Here is a 21,536-nt window from a genome sequence, read left to right on the forward strand (position 1 = left end):
AGCTTCCCGCCAATCCGCTTGATTTCTTCAGAACGAGGAACTTCGTCGCCAGCAGCGCCGCCGCCCTCGTCAGTGATCGGGCTTATAATCCCTCAGCATTCAAACAGTCAACACAAACAAGCCAACTTTTTTGACATTTTTGTAACAGGTTGATTCGACTGTGAATTTTTATCCGAAGAGTTATCCACACCCCACCTTTAGGGGCAAAACTTCTGAAAAATCTTTTACCGGACGATAAAAAATCGTCCGGCGACGTCCCAGAAAACGCAGAAAGACCACGAAAAAACAGTGTGTTGGCTAGCTTTGTGGCTAACCGGCAATAAAAAGCGATCAGTCCCCACAGTGTTAAACAACTGTCATATCCGATTGTCGCGAAAGGCTCGGAACCTAATAGGCTTTTTCGTGTTTCCCTCCCCATCGAAGGAAGGAGAGAGACATGGCCACCAATACCGATGAACTCAGAACATCCGTCAGCAAGGATATCGCCGCCCTGCAACAGGAGGTGTCTCGCCTGCAGAAGATGGTTTCCGCGCAAGGCGCCGAGGCCTATTACGAGGTGCGCGACCGCGCAGGCAAGGCTTACGGCGACGCTCTTCCCCGCGCCAAGAATGCTGTTGCCCAGATACGGGCGGAAGGCGCAGCCGTCGCCGATACTGCCCGCGAACACCCCGCAGCAACAACGACAGCGCTTCTCATCGCCGGTGCTATCGGCTTTCTGGCAGGCTATATGCTGTCAGGCACGTCACAGCCCGAGCCACGTCATTGGTGGCGTTGAGTTCCCAATCTCCCGTTCAACATTTTTACGCATCCTGCAAATCCAATTTTTGCAGGATGCGTAAATACTTATGTCTTAGAAAAACCAACTTTTAATGCGAGCGATAACAGCATAAAAATCAAAGGGAGGACACCATGGACGACAAGAGAGAGAAGTTGATTGTCGAAGTCAGTGTCGATGGCGGCAACGGGCGTCGCGCAGTCGGCATTATGAACATGCGCCAAGCCCTTGATCTGCCCGAAATGCCAAGCTTGGCCTACACGCATCCGGACCCGGCCAAGGCAGCCGCCGGCATCGTGATGAGCCGACAGGAACTCGCCGGTTTCATGGCTTGCCGCTAAGACCGCACACCATCTGTTCTTCTCTCATGCGCTTTATCTGAAGCGCCGACTATCTCTGTTGGCATTCGAAATCTCCTTCTCCCGAAAATTTAGAGTGTCATTGCTGGCATCCTCCTGCCGTTCATGCAAAAGAACGGCTCTCGCAAACCACTCCAGGATTGGCATAGTGAAGGAGCGGCGACCACCGCAGAAAACACGTGAACGGAACGGCTCCGTGACTGAGCCCGCCGGCAAGCGGGTCACTCTTCCGCGTGCCCTCTCCAAACTCGGCTATTGCTCTCGCACACAGGCAGAGCGACTGATCGCCGAGGGCCGTGTGGCCGTCGGTGATCGTGTCGTTGCCGACCCGTCGGCATGGGTCGATCTTTCAACCGCTATCATAAAGGTCGATGGCAGGGAAATCGCGGCCGAGGCAAGAATATATCTCATGCTCAACAAGCCGCGCGGCCTGGTCACCACGCGTCACGATCCCGAAGGCCGTCCGACAGTCTATGATTGCTTGACCGATTTCGATGTTCCGCATCTCTCGCCCATCGGTCGGCTCGACAAGGCAAGCGAAGGATTGTTGCTTTTTACCAACGATACGGAATTCGCTCAGGCGCTGCTCGACCCGATCACCCATGTCTCGAAGTCCTATCACGTCCAGATCGATCGGATCGTCGACGACGACATACTAACGGCCATGACCTCGGGCCTTCGCCACGATGGTGAATTGCTCCGCGCCACTTCAGTCCGAAAGCTGCGCCAAGGCGATCGCAATTCCTGGATCGAGGTCGAGCTGCAAGAAGGCCGCAACCGGCAGATCCGGCGAATGTTGGAAGCGCTCGATATCGGCTGCCTGCGGCTGGTGCGCGTCGCGATCGGCGGGCTGGAGCTTGGCGATCTGCCGAAGGGATCGGTCAGGGGGCTGACCGAGAGTGAGGTGAAAGACCTTCGCCGGAAGATCGGTAACGGCAAAGCGACAAGGGATTGAGAATGAAGGAAATGGTGCCGCATGATTTCTGGCAGGAAATCCATCCGCCCGGCAGTTTCGAAACAGGCGGCGATTTCACATCCTTCTTCGTGGCAGAGCTGGAAGATGGCAAGCAATTGCGGCTGCCGATCCGCGTGCTCGCCGGCGGTAACCATGCGCTGGCCTCGCTAATCATCAATCAGGCTAGCTTTGCAGTACTGGATGAGCTCGCCGAAAAGCTTGCTGCGAAGATAGAGCCCTTTGGCATCGACGTGATCGCCGGCTTACCTACACTTGGCCTGACACTTGCAGCGGCAGTGGCCCAGAAGCTCGGCCATAGCCGCTATGTGCCGTTCGGCACCTCCCGCAAATTCTGGTATCGCGATGAACTTTCAGTCGCTCTCTCCTCGATCACCACACCCGAACAGCATAAGCGGCTTTATCTCGATCCACGTATGCTGCCCCTTTTGGAAGGGCGACGTGTCGCGCTTATCGATGACGTCATATCGAGCGGAACGTCTATTGTCGCGGGGGTCGATCTGCTTGCCGGCTGCGGCATAGAACCTGTCGCCATCGGCGCCGCCATGCTGCAATCGGACCGCTGGCGTGCAAAGCTCGACGCCGCAGGGCTTCGATGGCAGCGCCTCACGAAAGGGGTTTTCACAACGCCGATCCTCGAGCGTACCGCGGAAGGGAAATGGCGCGCACCGGTCTAATCGCCAGCATGGCCACGTGTGAGGATCATTCTTTCTTTCGTAAGGGCGGACTATACAGCGCCGGACGAAAAGCTAAATTCGGCGCGTTATCGAATACAGGAACCGCCGATGACGCTTGAGCAAGCAGCCCTCCTCATCCTGCTGATGGCGATGCTCTTTCTGTTCTCCCTTGATCGCCTGCGCATGGAGATTGTCGCGATCAGCGGATTGCTGGCGGGCTATCTGCTCGGCCTTTACCCCGCCGACGGCATCTTTGCCGGCTTTGCGAGCCCGGTTGTCATCACTGTCGTGGAAGTTTTGCTGATCGTCCAGGCCCTTGCACGAACCAAATTCTTTGACAGTCTCGCCCAACGCTTCGTGGCATCAGATCTTTCGCATTTCGGGGTCATAGCAGGTGTTTCAGCTCTCACCGGCTTCATCTCGATCTTCATGAACAATATCGGCGCCTTCGCGATCACTCTGCCGCTGGCGCTGCGGCTGAGCACACTCATGAGAATTCCGCGACGGCAGGTCGTGATGCCGATCTCCTTTGCCGCTCTTCTCGGCGGTCTCGTCTCGCTGATCGGCACACCTGCCAACCTTCTCGTCAGTGATGCGTTAGAGAGAGCGACGGGAAAAGGCTTCCGCTTTTTCGATTTTGCCTATGTCGGCCTACCCATTGCGATCATCGGCATCTTCCTGATTACGCTGATCGTCCAGCATTTGTTTTCCGAACCGGACGAAGCCACAGAAGCACCCGTTCCTGCTGCCCGCCGCATCGTCGTCGAACGCAACATTCCCGAACATTCGCCACTCGTCGGCGCGACACTTGCCGAATGTCCCGAACGCTTCGGCATCCAGCCCCATGCGCTGATACGTGACAGAACCTTCGTCTTCGGTCCACTCGAGCAATCAGTCATCCAGCCGGGCGATATTCTGCTGGCGCAAGGAGCGGATTCGATCTTCGCTGATCTGGCTGCCTCGCAGGCGCTGGTGCCGGAAGCTCATCCGCACGGGCTGCAGCCGGATTTCGCCAGCATCGAAGCCGTCGTCATGCCGGAAAGCACTCTCGTCGGCTCGCGTATCGCAACTCTGGAAGTCTTCCGCCACCGCGGCGTTACGATCTCGGCGCTGTCGATGCGCTCTCCCCGTATCGAAGGACGTTTTGCTGATCTGCAGCTTTCGATCGGCGACATTCTGATACTGGAAGGCCCCAAAGCGGCCATCACGGAAGCGCTTGAGGAATGTGAATGTCTGCCGTTGGCCTCGACAGCGCCCTCCTTCGCCTCAGCAGGAGCCTCATGGCGGCCTTTCGCCATTTTTGCCTGCGGTGTCACGGTCTCCGCTTTCGGTCTGCGCCCCGACATCGCACTTGCCTTCGTAGTATTGGCACTTGCCGTGCCCAGTTATTTGAACATCCGCCATGCGATGGCGGATCTCAACTGGCCGATCATCATCATGCTGGCCGCGATGATCCCGATTGGCCAGGCAGTGGCCACAACAGGCATGGCCGAAGCCATTGCAGCTTGGCTGAGCCTGGTGTTCCCAATTGGAAATCCGGTATGGGGCATCGCACTGGTTCTGTTTCTTGCCATGGCGCTGACGCCCTTCGTTAACAATGCGACGGTCGCAATTGTCCTTGCCCCGATAGCGCTGGAATTTGCCCGCGCCGGCCAGCATGCGCCGCAAGCCTATTTGATCGCGGTGGCGGCTGGCGCGTCGCAGGATTTCCTGACGCCCTTCGGTCATCATAACAATACACTGTCGATGAGCATCGGCAGCTATCGCTTCAGCGACTTCCTGCGTGCCGGCTGGCCGCTGGCGCTCGCCGGCTATATAATGACGCTTATTCTCATTGCCCTCTTCTGGCTTTGAATGAGCCTTTGCTTGACTTCCCCGGCAATAAAACTAGAGCAGGGTTTGCAGCATGCGACGCAAAACGATGCAGCGGTTTGCGATAATGACATGCGTAAAATAGATCTAAGGCGGGATGCGAATCTTGAAGATCGCGACACGCTTTGGTCTAAGTCGATAGAAGGACAGCCAGGCGCCGTGCGTATTCTCTCCGAAGCCCATTTTCCGGAATTGCCGAACTACTACCGTGGCAAGGTGCGCGAGAATTACGATCTCCCGGATGGGCGGCGCATCATCATCAGTACGGACCGGTTGAGTGCTTTCGACCGTATCCTGACCTGCATACCCTATAAGGGACAGGTACTGACCCAGACGGCTCGCTACTGGTTCGAGGCAACGAAGGACATTTGCCCAAACCACGTTCTCGACTATCCCGATCCGAATGTCGTCATCGGCAAGCGCCTCGATATTCTTCCGGTCGAGATCGTCGTGCGCGGCTATCTCGCCGGCACGACCGGCACCTCCATCCTGACGCTCTATAAGAAGGGCGAGCGCGAAATGTACGGCATGCGTCTGCCTGACGGTATGCGCGACAACCAGATCCTTCCCGAACCGATCATCACGCCGACCAGCAAGGAATTCGACGGCGGCCATGACGAGCCGCTGACGCCGGCCGAAATCGTCAGTCGCAAGCTACTGACGAAAGAGCAGTGGGAAACGTTGTCGAAATATGCGCTGGCACTGTTTGCCCGCGGCCAGGAAATGGCTGCAAAACGCGGCCTGATCCTGGTCGATACCAAATATGAATTCGGCACGGATGAGAACGGCAACATCATTCTCGCCGACGAAATCCATACGCCGGACAGCAGCCGTTACTGGGTCGCGGAAACCTATGCCGCTGCCTTCGAAGCAGGCAAGCGGCCGGAAAGCTTCGACAAGGATTTTGTCCGCGCCTGGGTGGGCGAACGCTGCGATCCCTACAAGGATGAGATTCCGGAAATTCCGGTCGAGCTGATCGAGCAGACCTCGGCGGTCTACATCAAGGCCTATGAATGGATCACCGGTGAACGCTTCGTTCCCGACGACCGCGGCGAAACGCCCGTCGCCCGCATCCGCGCAAATCTTGCACCCTATTTCCCCTGAACCGCGTAACTGGCTGGGCGAGCCTTCTTGCAGCCTTTCAGTCAATCACGCTAGCATCGAAAAAAAGGGGTGCCGGGCCGAGCCCGGCGGGGACAGATGGCACGCAGGCCCAGACGCAAGGCCGAAGAAACGCGGGAGGACATCCTTTCGATGGCAGAGACGCTGTTTCGCCAACGCGGTTTCGTCGCGGTCTCCATCGCCGACATCGCCTCGTCGCTGCACATGTCGCCGGCCAACGTCTTCAAGCATTTTCATTCAAAGGCAGTCCTCGTCGATGCGATTGCCGAGCGGCATCTCGGCAATGCGACGGAGCGCTTCGCCGCCGTCGACACCAGCCTGCCGCCGAAGGAGCAGTTGCTAAGCTTCGTCCTCCGCCTGCTCGACAGTCATCTGCAGGACATCCAGCAGAACCCCTATATTTTCGAAATGGTGATCTCGACGATTGATGCCAAGCTCGAAGCCGGCCAGCGCTATCGCGAACGGATAGAACAGAAGCTGGGCGAGATCATTCGTGAAGGCGTGGCCGAGGGCAATTACCGCTGCAACAATGCGGACGTGGCCGCGCGCACCGTAGCAGACGTCCTGGCCTGTGTTCTGCATCCCATTCTCATCGCCAAGGATGACAAAAATACGCTTGTTCAGCGTGCGGAAAAAATCGTGTGTTTCGTGGATGCCGCATTGCAAAATAGCCCTTGCTAAGTGACGATTGCTGAATTACGTCACTTCATAAAGCTTTTCTTAATATCGGATAACGGCACCTGTTTCCGGATCAATCATCACGCTTATATAGAGCGGCGCCTCCCAGGGCCGATTGAACCGATACTGCCAACCGCACAGGAATTTCAGCATGATCCGGCGCGCCCTCATCGTCTCCTCAACTCTGCTGCTCGTCATGGGGCTCGCCGGCTGCAACGAGAGCGGCAGCAAGCCTGCCGGCAATGCAGGCGCGGGCGGTGCCGCCCAGCAGGCCGCGCCGGTCGGTGTGATCACGCTGAAGAAAGACACCTATCCAGTCACCACGATTCTACCTGGCCGAGCAGAAGCTTTCCAGGTAGCTGACATCCGTCCGCAAGTGAACGGCATCATCCGTGAAATCGCGTTCAGGGAAGGCGGCGAAGTCAAGAAGGGCGATCTGCTCTACCAGATCGACGATGCCGCCTATCGCGCAGCGGTCGAGCAGGCTCAGGCTGCGATTTCCAAGGCCGAAGCAAGCGTGCCGAGCGCCCAGAGCAATTTCGACCGCTACCAGCGGCTGGTCGGAAGCGGCGCAACGCAGATCGAATTCGAAACCGCCCGCACGGCCCTTGCCCAGGCAAATGCAGAAGTCGAAGCTGCAAAGGCGGCATTGACCGCGGCGCAGATCGACCTCGATCACACGAAGATCGCGGCCCCCTTCGACGGCGTCATCGACCAAACAGCCTACAATATCGGTAACGTCGTTGCGGCCAACCAGTCAACCGCGCTGACCACCATCCGCCAACTCGATCCGATCTACATTTCGCTGACGGAATCGAGCACAAACCTGCTGAAGTTGCGAGATGCGATCGCTGCCGGCGACGTCAGGGGCGAGGATAATAACGTCGCATTCCGCCTGATCCTCGAAGACGGCCGCGAATATGATCAGAAGGGCAAACTCGACATGTCGAAGCAGGTCGTCAGCGAAACGACCGGCACCTTCATCATTCGAGTGGTCTTCCCAAATCCCGATCGTATCGTCCTGCCGGGCATGTACGTACGCGCTACGGTCGAACTCGGTGCTGAAACCGGATATGCGCTTCCGCAGCTTGCAACCACCCGCGACGCCAATGGCCGTTTGACCGCGCAGTTCGTTTCGGCCGAGGGCAAGGTCGAGGCTCGTGTGTTCGAGAATGCCTCTCCTTCCAACAATTCCTGGCTCGTAACCCAGGGCGTGAAGGATGGCGATCAGCTGATCGTCAGCGGTCTGCAGTCGATAGTATCAGGCATGCCGGTAAAGCCGGTTCCAATGAAGATCAACGACAACGGCGTGGTTGTCCCTGCCGATCAGCCCGTGGCCGGAGGCGAACCGAAGCCAGCAGCAAAGTAATGCGCCGGCACTCTCGTATCGTCACCGTCCCAGCCGCACAGGAATAACCGATGGCCAAGTTTTTCATCCGACGACCGATCTTCGCCTGGGTCATTGCGATCACCATCATGCTCGCAGGTCTGCTCGCCATCTCCACGCTGTCGATCTCGCAGTATCCAGATATTGCCCCTACCACGGTCCGCATCAACACGAGCTATCGCGGTGCGAGCGCCGAGACGGTCGAAAAATCGGTGACCACCATCATCGAAGACGGCATGACCGGTCTCGACGACCTGACTTACATGACCTCGACCTCGTCTACCGGTTCGGCCAGCATTTCGCTGACCTTCGGGACCAGCATCAATCCTGATATCGCGCAGGTGCAGGTGCAGAACAAGCTGCAGCTCGTTCAGTCGCAGCTGCCTGGCGACGTCATCGATGCCGGCATCAGCGTCACGCGCTCCACCTCGAGCATTCTTCTCGTCGGCTCGCTGGTCTCGACGGATGGCAAGCGCACCTCCGTTGACCTTGGCAATATCATGTCGACATCGTTTGAGGACCAAATCCAGCGCCTGGAGGGCGTAGGCAGCATCAACATATTCGGGTCCGGTTACGCCATGCGTGTCTGGCTGGATCCATTCAAGCTGCAGAAATACCAGCTTACCCCGGGCGACGTGACCTCGGCCATTCAGGCCCAAAATACCCAGGTGTCCGTCGGCTCGCTCGGCGCCCAGCCGAACGTCCCGGGCCAGCAGATCAACGTCACCATCACCGCGCAAAGCCAACTCACGACGGTCGCAGATTTCGAACACATCATCCTGAAGGTCGAAAAGGACGGATCGACGGTCCGCCTCAGCGATGTCGCCCGCGTCGAGATCGGTCAGGAAAGCTATGGTGGCAGTTCGCGCTATAACGGCCTTCCGTCATCGGGTTTTGCGGTCAATCTCGCGATCGGCGCAAATGCCATCGATACCGCCGCCCGCGTCCGCACCGCACTCGAAACGATCGGACGCGGCCTGCCGGAAGGCGTCGAGATCACCTATCCCTACGACACGACCCCTTTCGTTGAGCTATCGATTGAAAAAGTCGTTCACACGCTCATCGAGGCGATCGTGCTCGTCTTCGTAGTTCTGCTTATCTTCTTGCAGAACCTGCGTGCAACACTGATCCCGACCATCGCCGTTCCCGTCGTGCTTTTGGGCACGTTCGGCATCCTCGCGATAACGGGCTATTCGATCAATACGCTGACCATGTTCGCCATGGTGCTGGCGATCGGCCTTCTCGTCGACGACGCCATCGTCGTCGTGGAAAACGTCGAGCGCATTATGTCGGAGGAAAAGCTCTCGCCGCTCGAAGCCACCGAGAAGTCGATGGGCGAAATCACCGGCGCGATCGTCGGCATCGCGCTCGTCCTGACCGCCGTTTTCATTCCGATGGCCTTCTTCGGCGGCTCGACCGGCATCATCTATCGCCAGTTCTCCATCACCATCGTCTCGGCCATGCTGCTTTCCGCCCTCGTCGCCATCGTGCTGACGCCGGCACTCTGCGCCACGATGCTGAAGCCGGTCAACGAGCACAAGAAACATCGCATCGGCGACTGGTTCAACCGCAACTTCACTCGCTCGACAAACGGCTACGTCCGCACCATCGGCTACCTCCTGAAGCGCCCGATCCGCGTCATGCTGGTGTTCTTGCTGGTCGGCTTCGGCTGCGCCTACCTCTTCACGCGCCTGCCGAGCTCATTCCTGCCGCAGGAAGACCAGGGCGTGCTCCTGACCATTGTCACCACGCCGCCGGGCTCCACCACGCAACAAACACAGGCGGTCGTCGAAAAGGTTGAAAAATACTTCCGTGAAAACGAGAAGGATGCGGTGGATTCCGTCTTCGGCGCGCTCGGCTTCGGCTTCAATGGTTCCGGCCAGAACAGCGCCATCGTCTTCACAAAGCTCAAGGACTTCTCGCTGCGCACCGATCCCAATCTCAGCGCCCAGTCGGTGGTCAGCCGAGCTCTCAAGAACTTCTTTACGATCCGCGAGGCGCAGGTCTTTGCGCTGCTGCCGCCAGCGATCCAGGGTCTTGGCGTGTCAAGCGGCTTCTCCATGTATCTGGTGGACACCGGCGGTCATGGCAATCAAGCCTTGACGGCTGCGTCCAAGCGGCTCGTCCAGATGGCTGGCGCAACCGGCAAGGTCGTAGCGCTCCGCTCGAATAACAAGGAAGTCGAGCCACAGATGAAGATCCTCATCGATCAGGAGAAGATCGGTGCCATGGGTGTTGACCTCGCCTCAGTCAACTCGATGCTGTCGATCATCTTCACCGGTCGCGACGTCAACGACTTCACGCTGAACGGCGAGATCAAGCCGGTCTATGTGCAGGGCGATGCGCCTTTCCGCATGCAACCGACGGATCTGAACCACTGGTATGCCCGTAACAACGCCGGCGAAATGGTGCCATTCTCCGCCTTCACCACGACCCAGTGGGTCGAAGGCGCCCCGTCGCTCGCCCGCTTCAACGCCGTCAGCGCCATTCCGCTCGATGGCGCTGCAGCGCCGGGCGTCTCTTCGGGCGAAGCCATGAACGAAATGGAAGCCCTGACCGACCAGCTCGGCGGCGGCTATACGGTTGCCTGGCAGGGCATCTCCTATCAGGAGCGCCTGTCGGGCTCGCAGGCGCCGATGCTCTATGCGATCTCGGTTCTCGTCGTCTTCCTCTGCCTGGCTGCGCTCTACGAAAGCTGGTCAATTCCGTTCTCGGTCATCATGGCCGTGCCGGTTGGCGTGCTCGGGGCGCTTGCCGCGGCAACGCTCTTCGGGCAGGCGAATGACGTCTACTTCAAGGTGGGTTTGCTGACGACCATTGGCCTTGCGGCGAAAAACGCGATCCTCATCGTGGAATTCGCCAAGGACAGAATGGAGACCGGGCTAGGCCTCTTCGAGGCGACACTGGAAGCGGCAAGACTGCGCCTGCGCCCCATCATCATGACGTCTCTGGCATTCATCCTCGGCGTCGTGCCGCTGGCGATCGCAACGGGCGCGGGTTCCGCAGCCCAGAACGCGATCGGCATCGGTGTTCTCGGCGGGATGCTTTCTGCGACAATGCTTGGCATTTTCTTCGTGCCGAGCTTCTTCGTCGTCATCCGCCGCATCTTCGCCGCACGGCAAAAAAATGAGGCGGGAGTGTGATATAAATGCACTGTGAGAAAGCTTTTCACATTGCTACATTGCGCACGGACTGCTTCGGCATGATGTTTTGCGTAGAGAACGAGGCGCTTTAGCCGATAGTGAAGCATGACGCTTCGGACAAGAATTGACTTGCTCGAGTTACAGGATGAAATGCATGGTACCCCTTCGTTATGCCACACCGGCGCTATTATTATTGCTTTCGGGCTGCGTTTTAGGCCCTGACCACGTACCTCCTGAAATGCCGCTTCCTGGAAAATTCAGCGAAGGCGGCAAAAAGAGCATCGGCGATGTCGCCACCACCGCATGGTGGACCGCCTACAATGATAAGAAGCTCAACAGCCTTGTTCAGACCGGCCTCGATCAGAACCTTACGATTCAGCAGGCCATCGAACGCATTAATTCTGCCTCTGCCAACGTGACGATTGCCGGCGCCGGCGCCCTGCCTGCTCTTGATGTCGGCGCCTCCCACACCATCAGCGGCCAGACGGGCGAACTGCGCACCCAGCTTGACACCCGCAACACCAGCGCCGGCCAGCTTTCACTGTCCTGGCTGCTCGATCTGTTCGGCCTCTACAAGCGCAACAAGGAAGCTGCCCTTGCTTCGCTTGACTCCGCTTACGCGGGTGCCGATATCGCCAAGCTGTCCTACATTCAGGACATTATCTCGACCTATATTGATCTGCGCTTCTACCAGCAGCGCCTGGCCCTTTCGAAGGCCAACCTGAAGTCTCGTCAGGAAACCTACGACCTCACCAAATTCCAGCTGGATGCAGGTGCCGCTTCCCGCCTCGACGTTGTTCAGGCTGAAGGTCTCGTCCAGTCGACGCTCGCAGAAATCCCCGGCCTCGAAACCAACATCCGCGTTTCGGCTCATCATATCGCCACCCTTCTCGGCCAGCCGGCCGGTTCGATGGTCGACGAACTGTTGCGCGGCTCCGGTCAGCCGACGTTCCGTGGCGGCATCAATTCGGGCATTCCTGCCGACTTGATCCGCAACCGTCCGGATATTCGCCAAGCCGAGCGTAACCTTGCAGCCGCCACCGCTCAGATCGGTGTCGCGGAGGCTCAGCTCTATCCGTCGATCACGCTGTCCGGTTCGATCTCGCCGAGTTACATCAACCAGCGCGGCCTTCATGGCGGCCTCGGTGCGTGGTCCTTCGGTCCGAGCCTGAACCTGCCGATCCTCGACGGCGGCCGCCTGCGCGCCAATGTCGACGTTGCCAAGTCCGATGCAGCCGCATCCTATCTCGCCTGGAAACAGACCGTCCTGACGGCAGTCCAGCAGGTCGAGGATGCTCTGTCTGCCGTCCGCCGGGACGCCGAGACGGTCAATGCTCTGCGCGCCCAGGTCCGCACGACACAGGAAACTCTCGAACTCTCGACAGCATCTTACAAGGACGGCGCTTCCTCGCTGCTCGACGTCCTCGACGCCCAGCGTCAGGTCTCCCTTGCTCAGGCAAGCCTCGCCGCTGCCGTACAGCAGATGGCGAAGGATTATGCCGCGCTCAACATCGCTACCGGCGGTGGCTTTGCCCCCGGCGGGAAGACGACTGTACCTGTCAAGGTTGCCAAGGGCAGCTAAGAGCTTCACATACCCTTGTTTCGAAGCCCCGCGGTCTCCGCGGGGTTTTCGTTTGTGGGAAAGTCTTCCGAGGGGAGGCATCAGGTGAATTTGGATTCGACAAGCTGTAACCGCTACGCTATGCAGTTGCTTAAACGATTAAGCGCGGCGCTTCTAATTGATGGCTTCACAACGTCCAGGCCCTAATCTCAGTAAGATAGCGACGTCACTTGGAGTCTCAGTCGCTACGGTCTCGAATGCGCTTTCAGGCAAGGGTCGTGTTTCCGACGCTCTTATCGAAAGAATTCGTACACACGCCGCCGAACTCGGCTATGTGCCGAGTCAAGCCGGTCGGGCACTGCGGACCGGCCGCAGTGGCGTGCTCGGTCTTGTTCTGCCTGACATTGCCAATCCGCTTTTTCCAAAAATCGCCCAGGCGATCGAGTCCGCCGCCTCTGCCGCAGGCTACGGCGTCCTGATCGCCGACTCCCGTGGAGATATTACGGCGCAGACCGAAGCGATCAACCGGCTGGTGGAACGCGGCGTCGATGGCATGCTGGTCGTGCCTCGCCGTGCCACTCGCATTTCCGCCGCAAGCTGCCCGGTCGCCGTTATCGATACGGCCTCCACGCCCGGCAATACGGTTGCTGCAGACCATTGGCAGGGCGGCAAGGAAATTGCTGCCCATCTCGCCAGTCTCGGCCACAAGCGTATTCTGATCATAGGCAATAATCGTGAATCCAACGTGCAGAATGACCGAGCTGGAGGCATCAGATCTGGACTGAAGCCCGGCATGCGCTCCGAAACGCTCTGGATCGAGCGTCTGGAGAACGAGACAGGCGCCGGATGCCGGCTGGGCCTCGCCGAAAAGGCACATCAGGGTTTCACCGCCTTTGCAGCTCTCTCCGACTTGCAGGCTTTGCGTGCGCTGACGGAACTGCAGCAGGAAGGCATCAGCGTGCCCGCCGATGTCAGCGTCACTGGCTTCGATGATCTCATCTGGTCGCCTGTCGTCACGCCGTCGCTGACGACGGTCAGGATGGATATGGATGCCATCGCCGAAATCGCCATCTCGGCTCTGGTCAACACAATAAACGAAAGCGGCACACGGGAGGGCGTCCTGGTCACGGCGGAGACCGATCGCGTGCCTATGCAGCTCATCGTCCGCCATTCATCCGGGCTTGCGAACCCGGCACAAAGAACCTCAGAGATGGAGAACATGTAGAATGAAGAAAGCTCTCATCGCATCGGTGGCGCTGGCCGCGTTTTTCCCGCTCGGTGCGGCGGCGCAGGAACGGACCCTGACCATTTCCGTCTATGCTTTCGCCCAGGATGATTACAAGTCGATCGTTTACGATCCCTTCGAAGCCAAGTGCGGCTGCAAGCTCGTTGTCGAAACCGGCAACAGCGTCGAGCGTATCGCCAAGATGGAAGCCAACAAGGCCAATCCGGTGGTCGATCTGGCGGCCGTTTCCATGGCTGACGGTCTCGCCGCCGCCCGCGCCGGCCTGATCGACAAGGTCGATACGTCCAAACTCGAAAACTTCTCCAAGCTCTACGATGTCGCCAAGGATCCGAACGGTGACGGCATGAGTGTCGGTTATACCTTCTATGCGACGTCGATCGCCTATCGCTCGGACAAGATGAAGGTCGAATCCTGGGCCGATCTGTTGAAGCCGGAATATGTCGGCCACGTCGCCTTCCCGAACGTCACGACCAACCAGGGACCGCCGGCGCTCTACATGCTCGGCCTCGCGCTCGGCAAGGACTCAGCCGATCTGAAGGCACCGATCGAGGCACTCGGTGAAAAGAAGGATGAGATCGTCACTTTCTATGAAAAGTCCTCCCAGCTCGTGCAGCTGATGCAGCAGGAAGAAATCTGGGCCGCGCCGATCGGCCGCTTCTCCTGGGCAGGCTTCACCAAGCTCAATGTTCCCGTTGCCTGGGCAGTTCCCAAGGAAGGCCAGACTGGCGGCATGAACGTCCTCGTCACGACAAAAGGCTCCAAGAACCAGGATCTCGCGCTGCAATTCATGGATTTCTGGCTCTCGACGGACGTTCAGACCAAGCTTGCCGAAAAGTTGATCGACAGCCCGGCGAACAAGGAGGTCAAAGTTTCCGACCAAGTCGCCAACAACATTACCTACGGCGAGGAAACCGCCAAGAGCCTGAAACTCATCCCCTCTGCCGCCGCCCTCGACAACCGCAATGGCTGGCTGAAGGAATGGAACGAAAAGGTCGGCCAGTAAGCCGCTGCTGATTGCGGTTCCGGCATAGGCCGGAACCGGCCCTTCCCCCGCTCGAAAGGCGTCCCATGTTCCACAACCGCGCCGAAGCCTTGGCACTTGCCCTGCCGGCAGCGATCTTCGCAGCCGTGGTGTTTCTGCTGCCCGTTGCGATCCTGCTCTCTGAAGGCTTTCGCAGTGGTGGAGCCTGGACACTTGCCGCCTATACGGATTTCTTCTCGCAGACGCTGAACCGCACCGTCTTTTTTCGCAGCTTCCGACTTGGTCTTGAAGTGACGGCTGTTTCGGCCATCATCGGATATGCGGCTGCCTTTGCCATCGTCAACCTACCGCCGAAAGGCAAGGGCCGCATGGTCGGCCTCGTCACCCTGCCGTTAATGATCTCGCCCGTTGCACGCACCTATGCCTGGATCGTCATTCTCGGCCGCACTGGCATCGTCAATGAGGCCATCACCGGTCTTGGCCTCAGCGCCGAGCCACTGCGCCTGCTCTTCACCGAGACAGCCGTCTTCATCGGCCTGCTGCAGCTCTTCCTGCCCTTAATGATCCTGTCACTCATCAGCGCGCTCGAAAACATGCCGAAGGATGCCATCCCGGCTGCCCGCGTGCTCGGCGCCAACTGGTTCCAGGTTTTTTGGAAAGTAATCCTGCCGCTCACCAAAGAGGGCCTCGTCATCGGCGGCACTCTGGTCTTCACCGGCTCGCTGACGGCCTACATCACCCCCGCCATCCTCGGCGGCTCCAAGGTGCTGATGCTGGAAACGCTGATGTACCAGCAGGTCTCCGTCGCCAACAATTTTGTCTCGGCGAGCGTCATCGCCTTCATCCTGATCGTCATGAGCTTTGCGGCCAATATTCTGCTGAAGCGCCTTGCGACCGCGAGAAACCGCCGATGACCATCCGCCTCTTTTCGCCTATCGTCCTCTTCCTGCTGCTGGTTTTCCTGATCGGCCCCTTCCTGATCATCATCGCCGCCTCGCTTTCGGCGGGTGACACGCTGGCCTTCCCTCCACAGGGCCTCTCGCTGCGCTGGGTCGGCAAGGTCTTCACCATCGAGAGTTTCCGCGACAGCTTTGCCATGTCAATGTTCCTCGCGGTCTTCGGCACGCTGGCAGCGCTTGTCCTCGGCATTCCCGCTGCCTACGCGCTATCGCGTTACAGACTACCGGGTTCGGAAGCGGTGAGGACTGTCGTCTCACTGCCGATCATCGTGCCGGGCATCATCGTTGGCCTCGCGCTGCTGCGCTATGTGGTCGTGCCGTTCGGCTTCAACATCACGCTGGCGCTTTTCTTTGCTCATACAGCGCTGGTGCTGCCCTACGCGGTGCGCGTGGTCTCTGCAAGCCTCGGCAACCTGCGTGCCGATATCGAGGAAGCGGCCGTCCTGCTCGGCTCCTCCCGGCTCGGCGCATTCTTCCGTGTTGTGATGCCGAATATCCGCGGCGGCGTCCTCGCGGCCTTCATCCTCGGCTTCGTCACCAGCTTCAATCAGGTGCCGGTCTCCCTTTTCCTCTCCGGCCCCGGCGTGCGCACGCTGCCGATCGACATGCTGGGCTATATGGAAACCACCTACGATCCATCCATTGCCGCGCTCTCGGCGCTGCTCGCCTTCCTTTCGATCGGCATCGTCTTCCTCGCCGAACGCTTCCTAGGATTTTCTCGCTATGTCTGATGCCTACCTTCAACTCGACAAGCTGACGCTCGCCTATGGCGATACGGTCGCAGTGAAGGACCTCGACCTGTCGATTGCCAAGGGCGAGCTTGTGGCACTTTTAGGTCCCTCCGGCTGCGGCAAGACGACGACCATGCGCGCCATTGCCGGTCTGCTGAACCCGGCCTCCGGGCGCATCAATCTGGACGGCACCGATATCACCCGTATCTCCGCCAACAAGCGCGCCGTCGGCCTCGTCTTCCAGTCCTACGCGCTTTTCCCACATCTGACCGTCTATGAAAACGTCGCCTTCGGCCTGCGGCTGAAGGGCCTTCGCGGCCAGGATCTGGACGGCAAGGTCAACGCGGGCATCAAATCCGTTGGCCTTGCAAAATTCGCCGGCCGCAAGCCGGGCGAGCTCTCCGGCGGCCAGCAGCAGCGCGTTGCACTTGCCCGCTCCATGGTCATGGAACCGAAGGTGCTGCTGCTCGACGAGCCACTTTCCAATCTCGACGCCCGCTTGCGCCTCGAAATGCGCGCCGAGTTGCAGCGTGTCCAGAAGGAAACCGGTGTGACGATGATCTTCGTCACCCACGACCAAGCAGAAGCACTTGCGCTTGCAGACCGCATCGTCGTCATGCTGAATGGCGGCATCGAACAGATCGGCACGCCGGAAGAAATCTACAACAGGCCCGTTTCCTCCTTCGTCGCCGATTTCGTCGGCTTCGAAAACGTCTTCGCGTTGAAAGAGGGAAAGCTTGCGGCGCCGAATGGCGCGGTCGCGCTTTCCGATCCGGCACCTGATGGTGCGGCAGGCCTGGCATGGCGGCCTCGTGCAGTAGTCCTTGGTTCCGGTCCTTTCCAAGGCACCGTACGCGGCACATCCTTCGCCGGCAACAGCCGTGAATACCTGCTGGACAGTGCGCTCGGCCCGATCAAAGCCGAAGTCGACGCCACCCTGCCACCGCGTGAACTCGGCAGTACGATCGCCTTCGACCTGCCGATCCGAGCTTCCTCAAACCTCAAGCGTTTCGGGTGAGATCATGGGCGTCTGGATCGATACGGACATGGGTTTCGACGACATCGCCGCCATCATGGTGGTGATGAATGCCGAGATCGACATCGATGGCGTCTCCCTGGTTTTCGGCAACGCACCGCTGTCACAGGTGCGCACCAACGCCGCCGGCGCCGCCAAGGCCTTCGGCTGGGAATTTCCGATCCACGTCGGCCGTGGCATGCCCGTTCTCGGCAAGCTTGAGACCGCGCAGGCAGTCCTCGGTGAAAGCGGTATTCCGACGACAGGCAAACATCTGCCGCCGGCTCCCCTCCAGCCCGACAGCGATGCCTTCCTTGCCCTGTGCCGTTGGCTGGAGCTGGAAGGTCCGCATCGCATTCTGTCACTTGGCCCGCTGACGAATATCGCCGCGCTGGCGCTTGCCCGGCCCGATCTTGCGGCCCGTATTACCGAACTCGTCTGGATGGGTGGCGGCGTCACTTCGGGCAATCACACCGCATCCGCCGAGTTCAACGCCCTTGCCGATCCGGAAGCGCTAGCGATCATCATCGCCCATAAGCTGCCGCTGCGCATGGTCGATCTCGATCTCTGCCGCAAGGTCCTCGCGGAGCCTGAGGATAGCGACGCGGTTCGCGCTGCGGGCGGCGCCAATGCCGAACTGATCGCCGACATGTTCGCCGGCTATATCCGCATCGGCACCAGCCGCGGCCGTCCGGCCATGGCGCTCTACGACCCTTCGGCCGCCGTCGCCTTCGTAGCTCCCCAGGTGGTGAGCTTTCGCCCTGCCCGCATCGATGTGGAGTTGCAAGGACAGCATACGCGAGGACGCACGGTCGTTGAAACCCGCGCCACCCATGCAACGTTCAACGCCCAGTTCGCAGCCGACATCGATGCCGAGATGGCGCGTGTCATCATCCTTGCCGCCCTGGTCAACGAGGCCCGCAAATGACCACAACTCCGCGCCAGGAACCTGCCGATATTAATGAGCCGGCCTTGCGTGCCCGCGCCGTCGCAGCCGCTCGCGGCGATGGTCCCTTCGATCTGCTTATTACCGGCGGCCGTATCCTCGACGCGATAACCGGTCTTGTCCGCGAGGCAGACATCGGTCTTGTCGGTGCCTTGATCGCAAGTGTCCATGCACCGGCAAGCCGAAGCGATGCTGCTGATGTATTCGATGCAGCCGGCAATATCATCTCGCCTGGTCTGATCGATACGCATATGCATATCGAGAGCTCGATGGTCACCCCGGCAGAATATGCCGAGGCCGTGCTGCCGCGTGGCGTAACGACCATCGTCTGGGACCCGCATGAGTTCGCCAATGTTCACGGCCTCGACGGCGTGCGCTGGGCAATCGAAGCCTCGCGCAATCTGCCCCTGCGCATGATCCTGCTCGCCCCATCCTGCGTGCCGTCAGCACCAGGACTTGAGCTTGCTGGCGCAGATTTCGATGCCAGCGTCATCGCCGAGCTGCTGCGTTCGCCGGCGATCGGCGGTGTGGCGGAGGTCATGAACATGCGCGGCGTCATCGAGGGCAACCCGCGCATGACTGATATCGTCAATATCGGCCTGATCTCCGGCAAGCTGATCTGCGGCCATGCCCGTGGTTTGGAAGGCGCCGATCTCAATGCCTTCATGGCTGCCGGCGTCACTTCCGATCACGAACTCACCTCCGGCGCCGACCTGTTGCAGAAGCTTGCGGCCGGCATGACGATCGAGCTGCGTGGTTCGCACGATCATCTGCTACAGGAATTCGTCGATGCATTGAACGGTATCGGCCACCTGCCGCCGACTGTGACCCTCTGCACCGACGACGTCTTCCCGGATGAACTCTACGAGAATGGCGGCCTCGACGATGTGGTGCGCCGCCTCGTGCGCTACGGCATGAGACCGGAATGGGCTCTGCGAGCCGCGACCTTCAACGCTGCGCAGCGCCTGAAACGCTCCGACCTCGGCCTCATCGCTCCCGGACGCCGTGCTGATCTGGTGCTGTTTGAGGATATGAGCGAATTCAGGGCGCGCGCGGTCATCGCTAACGGTCGCCTCGTTGCCGAAAATGGCGCGATGGAGAATCCCATCCAGCCGCTCGATGCCAGCCCGCTCATGCAGTCGGTTAAGCTTGCGGCGCTCGTGGACGATGATTTCCGAATTCCCGCAGACGGCACCAAAGTGCGTCTCGCGACGATCGACCGCCCGCGTTTCACGCGATGGGGCGAAGCCGAGGCGGACGTTCGCGACGGTTTCGTGGTGCCGCCACCCGGCAGTGCAATGATCGCGGTCGCTCATCGCCATGGATTGGCGGATGGCAAGCCGCGCATTGGCTTCCTGACTGGCTGGGGCGAGTGGCGCGGCGCCTTTTGCACGACTGTCTCGCATGACAGCCACAACCTCACTGTCTTCGGCGGAAATGCACGAGACATGGCACTAGCCGCAAACGTCGTGATCGAAGTGGGCGGCGGAATGGCGGTGGTAAAGGACGGCCGCATCGAAGTCCTCCTGCCCCTGCCGCTGTCAGGCCTCGTGACCGAGGCCTCTCTGCAGGAAACTGCAAACGGCTTTGCCGCCATCCGCAAGGCGATGGAGAAGATCGTTGACTGGAAGCCGCCCTATCTGGTCTTCAAGGCCTGCTTCGGCGCAACGCTTGCCTGCAATATCGGTCCGCACCAGACCGATCGCGGCATTGCCGACGTCATCACCGGCAGGGTCCTTGAAAGCCCCGTATTGGAGATCTTCTAAGGCGGTTACGCCTCAACCTTAAGCTCTCTCTCCACAAGCGACACCCAATAAGCCGCGCCATATCCGAGCGCCTGGTCATTGAAGTCGTATGCGGTGTTGTGGTGCAGCGCGCCATCGACAGCCGGGCCGTTCCCAAGCCAGACGTAGCAGCCGGGAGCGTTCTGCCCAAAGAAAGCAAAATCGTCGCCGGCAGTGGACGGCGGAAAGCTTGTGCGCACCTTCTCGCCGAAAACGGCCCGAGCAGCGCCAAGTGCCCTGGCAGTGGCCTCCGCATTGTTGACGACGGGCGGAATGCGGCGTTCGAACTCGTAATCTGCGGAGATGCTGAACATTGCGGCCGTGCCCTGCGCCAGACGGCCGATTTCCGTTTCGAGCTGGTCGCGCACCTCGGGTGAATAAGCGCGCGCCGTTCCTCCGATCTCGACGATATCGGGGATCACGTTCAGTGCATTTGGACTGCCAGCCTGCACCGAACAGGCGCTGACGACGGCCGGCTGAAGCGGATCGACGACCCGCCCGATGATCGTCTGCAGGGACGACAGGAAAGTGCCGGCAGCGGTGATCGGATCGCGGCCGAGATGCGGCTTTGCGCCATGTGTGCCAGTGCCGCGAAATGTAACCCGCCAGCTATCCGATGAAGCAAGCTGCGGCCCCTGGACGACTGCCATCTCATCGATGGCAAGCCCCGGCATATTGTGCAGCCCATAGACGGCATCGCAGGGAAACTGCGTGAACAGCCCCTCCTCCACCATGCGCTTTGCACCGCCGCGGCCTTCTTCTGCCGGCTGGAAGATAAAGTGCACGGTGCCGGAAAAACTGCGCGTTTCAGCCAGATACCGTGCCGCGCCGAGCAACATCGTCGTATGTCCATCGTGGCCGCAAGCGTGCATTTTGCCCGGCATCGTCGACTTATAGGGACGCTCCGCCGTTTCCGGCATGGCGAGCGCGTCCATGTCTGCCCTCAGCCCGATCGTCCGGGTACCATTTCCAATTTGCAATGTGCCGACAACACCGGTGCCGCCAAGCCCGCGATGCACTTTGATGCCTGCCTCTTCCAGAAGCTTCACGACGATATCGCTGGTGCGCTCTTCCTCGAAGCCGAGCTCGGGATGGGCATGGAGATCGCGGCGGAGAGAGGTGAGAAAAGGCAGATCGTTGCTGATCCGGGCGGGAATGCTCATGAGCCTGGATATCCTGTGAACGAAAACGGGCGCCTGACGGCGCGCGCATCAGATCGTTCTTCTTTCAACAAACAAGCCGTGAGCGCAAGCCCTCAGGCCTCTTCGACGAAGACCTCTTCGCGCTTGCGCTTGCGCTCGGCAGGAAGACGATGATCGCGGCGCG

At 59.7% G+C, this 21,536-nt stretch carries 18 protein-coding genes; 17 read left to right on the plus strand and 1 reads right to left on the minus strand.

Annotated features, from left to right (window positions below; genetic code table 11):
* Window positions 1-436: 436 nt before the first annotated feature.
* The 17 genes from FHX15_RS15745 (at window position 437) to FHX15_RS15825 (ending at window position 20,192) form a co-directional block, all read left to right on the plus strand.
* Window positions 437-775, plus strand: a complete 339-nt coding sequence (locus FHX15_RS15745; protein ID WP_184398659.1) for a hypothetical protein — start codon at window positions 437-439, stop codon at window positions 773-775.
* A 134-nt stretch (window positions 776-909) separates the two neighbouring features.
* Entirely contained in the window at window positions 910-1,116 is a 207-nt protein-coding gene (locus FHX15_RS15750) for a hypothetical protein (RefSeq protein ID WP_184398660.1), read from the plus strand.
* Window positions 1,117-1,282: 166 nt separating this feature from the next.
* A complete protein-coding gene (locus tag FHX15_RS15755; protein ID WP_184398662.1) occupies window positions 1,283-2,089 on the plus strand; it encodes a pseudouridine synthase in 807 nt (268 codons plus the stop codon).
* Window positions 2,090-2,100: 11 nt separating this feature from the next.
* Entirely contained in the window at window positions 2,101-2,784 is a 684-nt protein-coding gene (locus tag FHX15_RS15760; RefSeq protein ID WP_184399251.1) for a phosphoribosyltransferase, read from the plus strand.
* A 108-nt stretch (window positions 2,785-2,892) separates the two neighbouring features.
* Window positions 2,893-4,638 (plus strand): SLC13 family permease, encoded by a 1,746-nt coding sequence (locus FHX15_RS15765; protein ID WP_184398664.1) that lies wholly within the window; start codon window positions 2,893-2,895, stop codon window positions 4,636-4,638.
* Between the two features lie 177 nt (window positions 4,639-4,815).
* Window positions 4,816-5,760 carry a phosphoribosylaminoimidazolesuccinocarboxamide synthase gene (locus FHX15_RS15770; RefSeq protein WP_184399254.1) on the plus strand — a complete coding sequence of 315 codons (945 nt, stop codon included), beginning with the start codon at window positions 4,816-4,818 and terminating at the stop codon, window positions 5,758-5,760.
* Between the two features lie 96 nt (window positions 5,761-5,856).
* The gene (locus tag FHX15_RS15775) at window positions 5,857-6,459 is read left to right on the plus strand and encodes a TetR family transcriptional regulator (RefSeq protein ID WP_184398666.1); all 603 of its coding nucleotides are present in this window, start codon (window positions 5,857-5,859) and stop codon (window positions 6,457-6,459) included.
* A gap of 148 nt (window positions 6,460-6,607) precedes the next feature.
* Entirely contained in the window at window positions 6,608-7,825 is a 1,218-nt protein-coding gene (locus tag FHX15_RS15780; protein ID WP_184398668.1) for an efflux RND transporter periplasmic adaptor subunit, read from the plus strand.
* A 50-nt stretch (window positions 7,826-7,875) separates the two neighbouring features.
* Complete coding sequence (locus FHX15_RS15785; protein ID WP_184398670.1) at window positions 7,876-10,986, plus strand: efflux RND transporter permease subunit; 3,111 nt, start codon at window positions 7,876-7,878, stop codon at window positions 10,984-10,986.
* 154 nt (window positions 10,987-11,140) lie between these two features.
* Window positions 11,141-12,568: an efflux transporter outer membrane subunit gene (locus FHX15_RS15790; RefSeq protein ID WP_184398672.1), complete on the plus strand. Its 1,428-nt coding sequence runs from the start codon at window positions 11,141-11,143 to the stop codon at window positions 12,566-12,568.
* A gap of 160 nt (window positions 12,569-12,728) precedes the next feature.
* The gene (locus FHX15_RS15795; RefSeq protein ID WP_184398674.1) at window positions 12,729-13,772 is read left to right on the plus strand and encodes a LacI family DNA-binding transcriptional regulator; all 1,044 of its coding nucleotides are present in this window, start codon (window positions 12,729-12,731) and stop codon (window positions 13,770-13,772) included.
* 1 nt (window position 13,773) lies between these two features.
* Complete coding sequence (locus FHX15_RS15800) at window positions 13,774-14,796, plus strand: ABC transporter substrate-binding protein (protein ID WP_184398676.1); 1,023 nt, start codon at window positions 13,774-13,776, stop codon at window positions 14,794-14,796.
* Between the two features lie 65 nt (window positions 14,797-14,861).
* Window positions 14,862-15,689 (plus strand): ABC transporter permease, encoded by an 828-nt coding sequence (locus tag FHX15_RS15805; protein ID WP_184398678.1) that lies wholly within the window; start codon window positions 14,862-14,864, stop codon window positions 15,687-15,689.
* On the plus strand, window positions 15,686-16,465 hold the full coding sequence (locus FHX15_RS15810; protein WP_184398680.1) for an ABC transporter permease: 780 nt from the start codon (window positions 15,686-15,688) through the stop codon (window positions 16,463-16,465). The genes FHX15_RS15805 and FHX15_RS15810 overlap by 4 nt, the downstream gene beginning before the upstream one ends.
* Window positions 16,458-17,483, plus strand: coding sequence for an ABC transporter ATP-binding protein (locus FHX15_RS15815; protein ID WP_184398681.1), 1,026 nt, complete (start codon window positions 16,458-16,460; stop codon window positions 17,481-17,483). Before FHX15_RS15810 ends, FHX15_RS15815 begins: the two co-directional genes overlap by 8 nt.
* Before the next feature lie 4 nt (window positions 17,484-17,487).
* On the plus strand, window positions 17,488-18,408 hold the full coding sequence (locus tag FHX15_RS15820) for a nucleoside hydrolase (protein ID WP_184398683.1): 921 nt from the start codon (window positions 17,488-17,490) through the stop codon (window positions 18,406-18,408).
* Window positions 18,405-20,192: an adenine deaminase gene (locus FHX15_RS15825; protein WP_184398684.1), complete on the plus strand. Its 1,788-nt coding sequence runs from the start codon at window positions 18,405-18,407 to the stop codon at window positions 20,190-20,192. Before FHX15_RS15820 ends, FHX15_RS15825 begins: the two co-directional genes overlap by 4 nt.
* A 5-nt stretch (window positions 20,193-20,197) precedes the next feature.
* Here the strand turns inward: FHX15_RS15825 and FHX15_RS15830 are convergent, their stop codons facing one another.
* Complete coding sequence (locus FHX15_RS15830) at window positions 20,198-21,373, minus strand: M20 aminoacylase family protein (RefSeq protein ID WP_184398687.1); 1,176 nt, start codon at window positions 21,371-21,373, stop codon at window positions 20,198-20,200.
* Window positions 21,374-21,536 lie beyond the last annotated feature (163 nt).

The organism is Rhizobium sp. BK650 (genome assembly GCF_014195325.1).
In the GTDB taxonomy this organism is placed as follows: domain Bacteria; phylum Pseudomonadota; class Alphaproteobacteria; order Rhizobiales; family Rhizobiaceae; genus Rhizobium.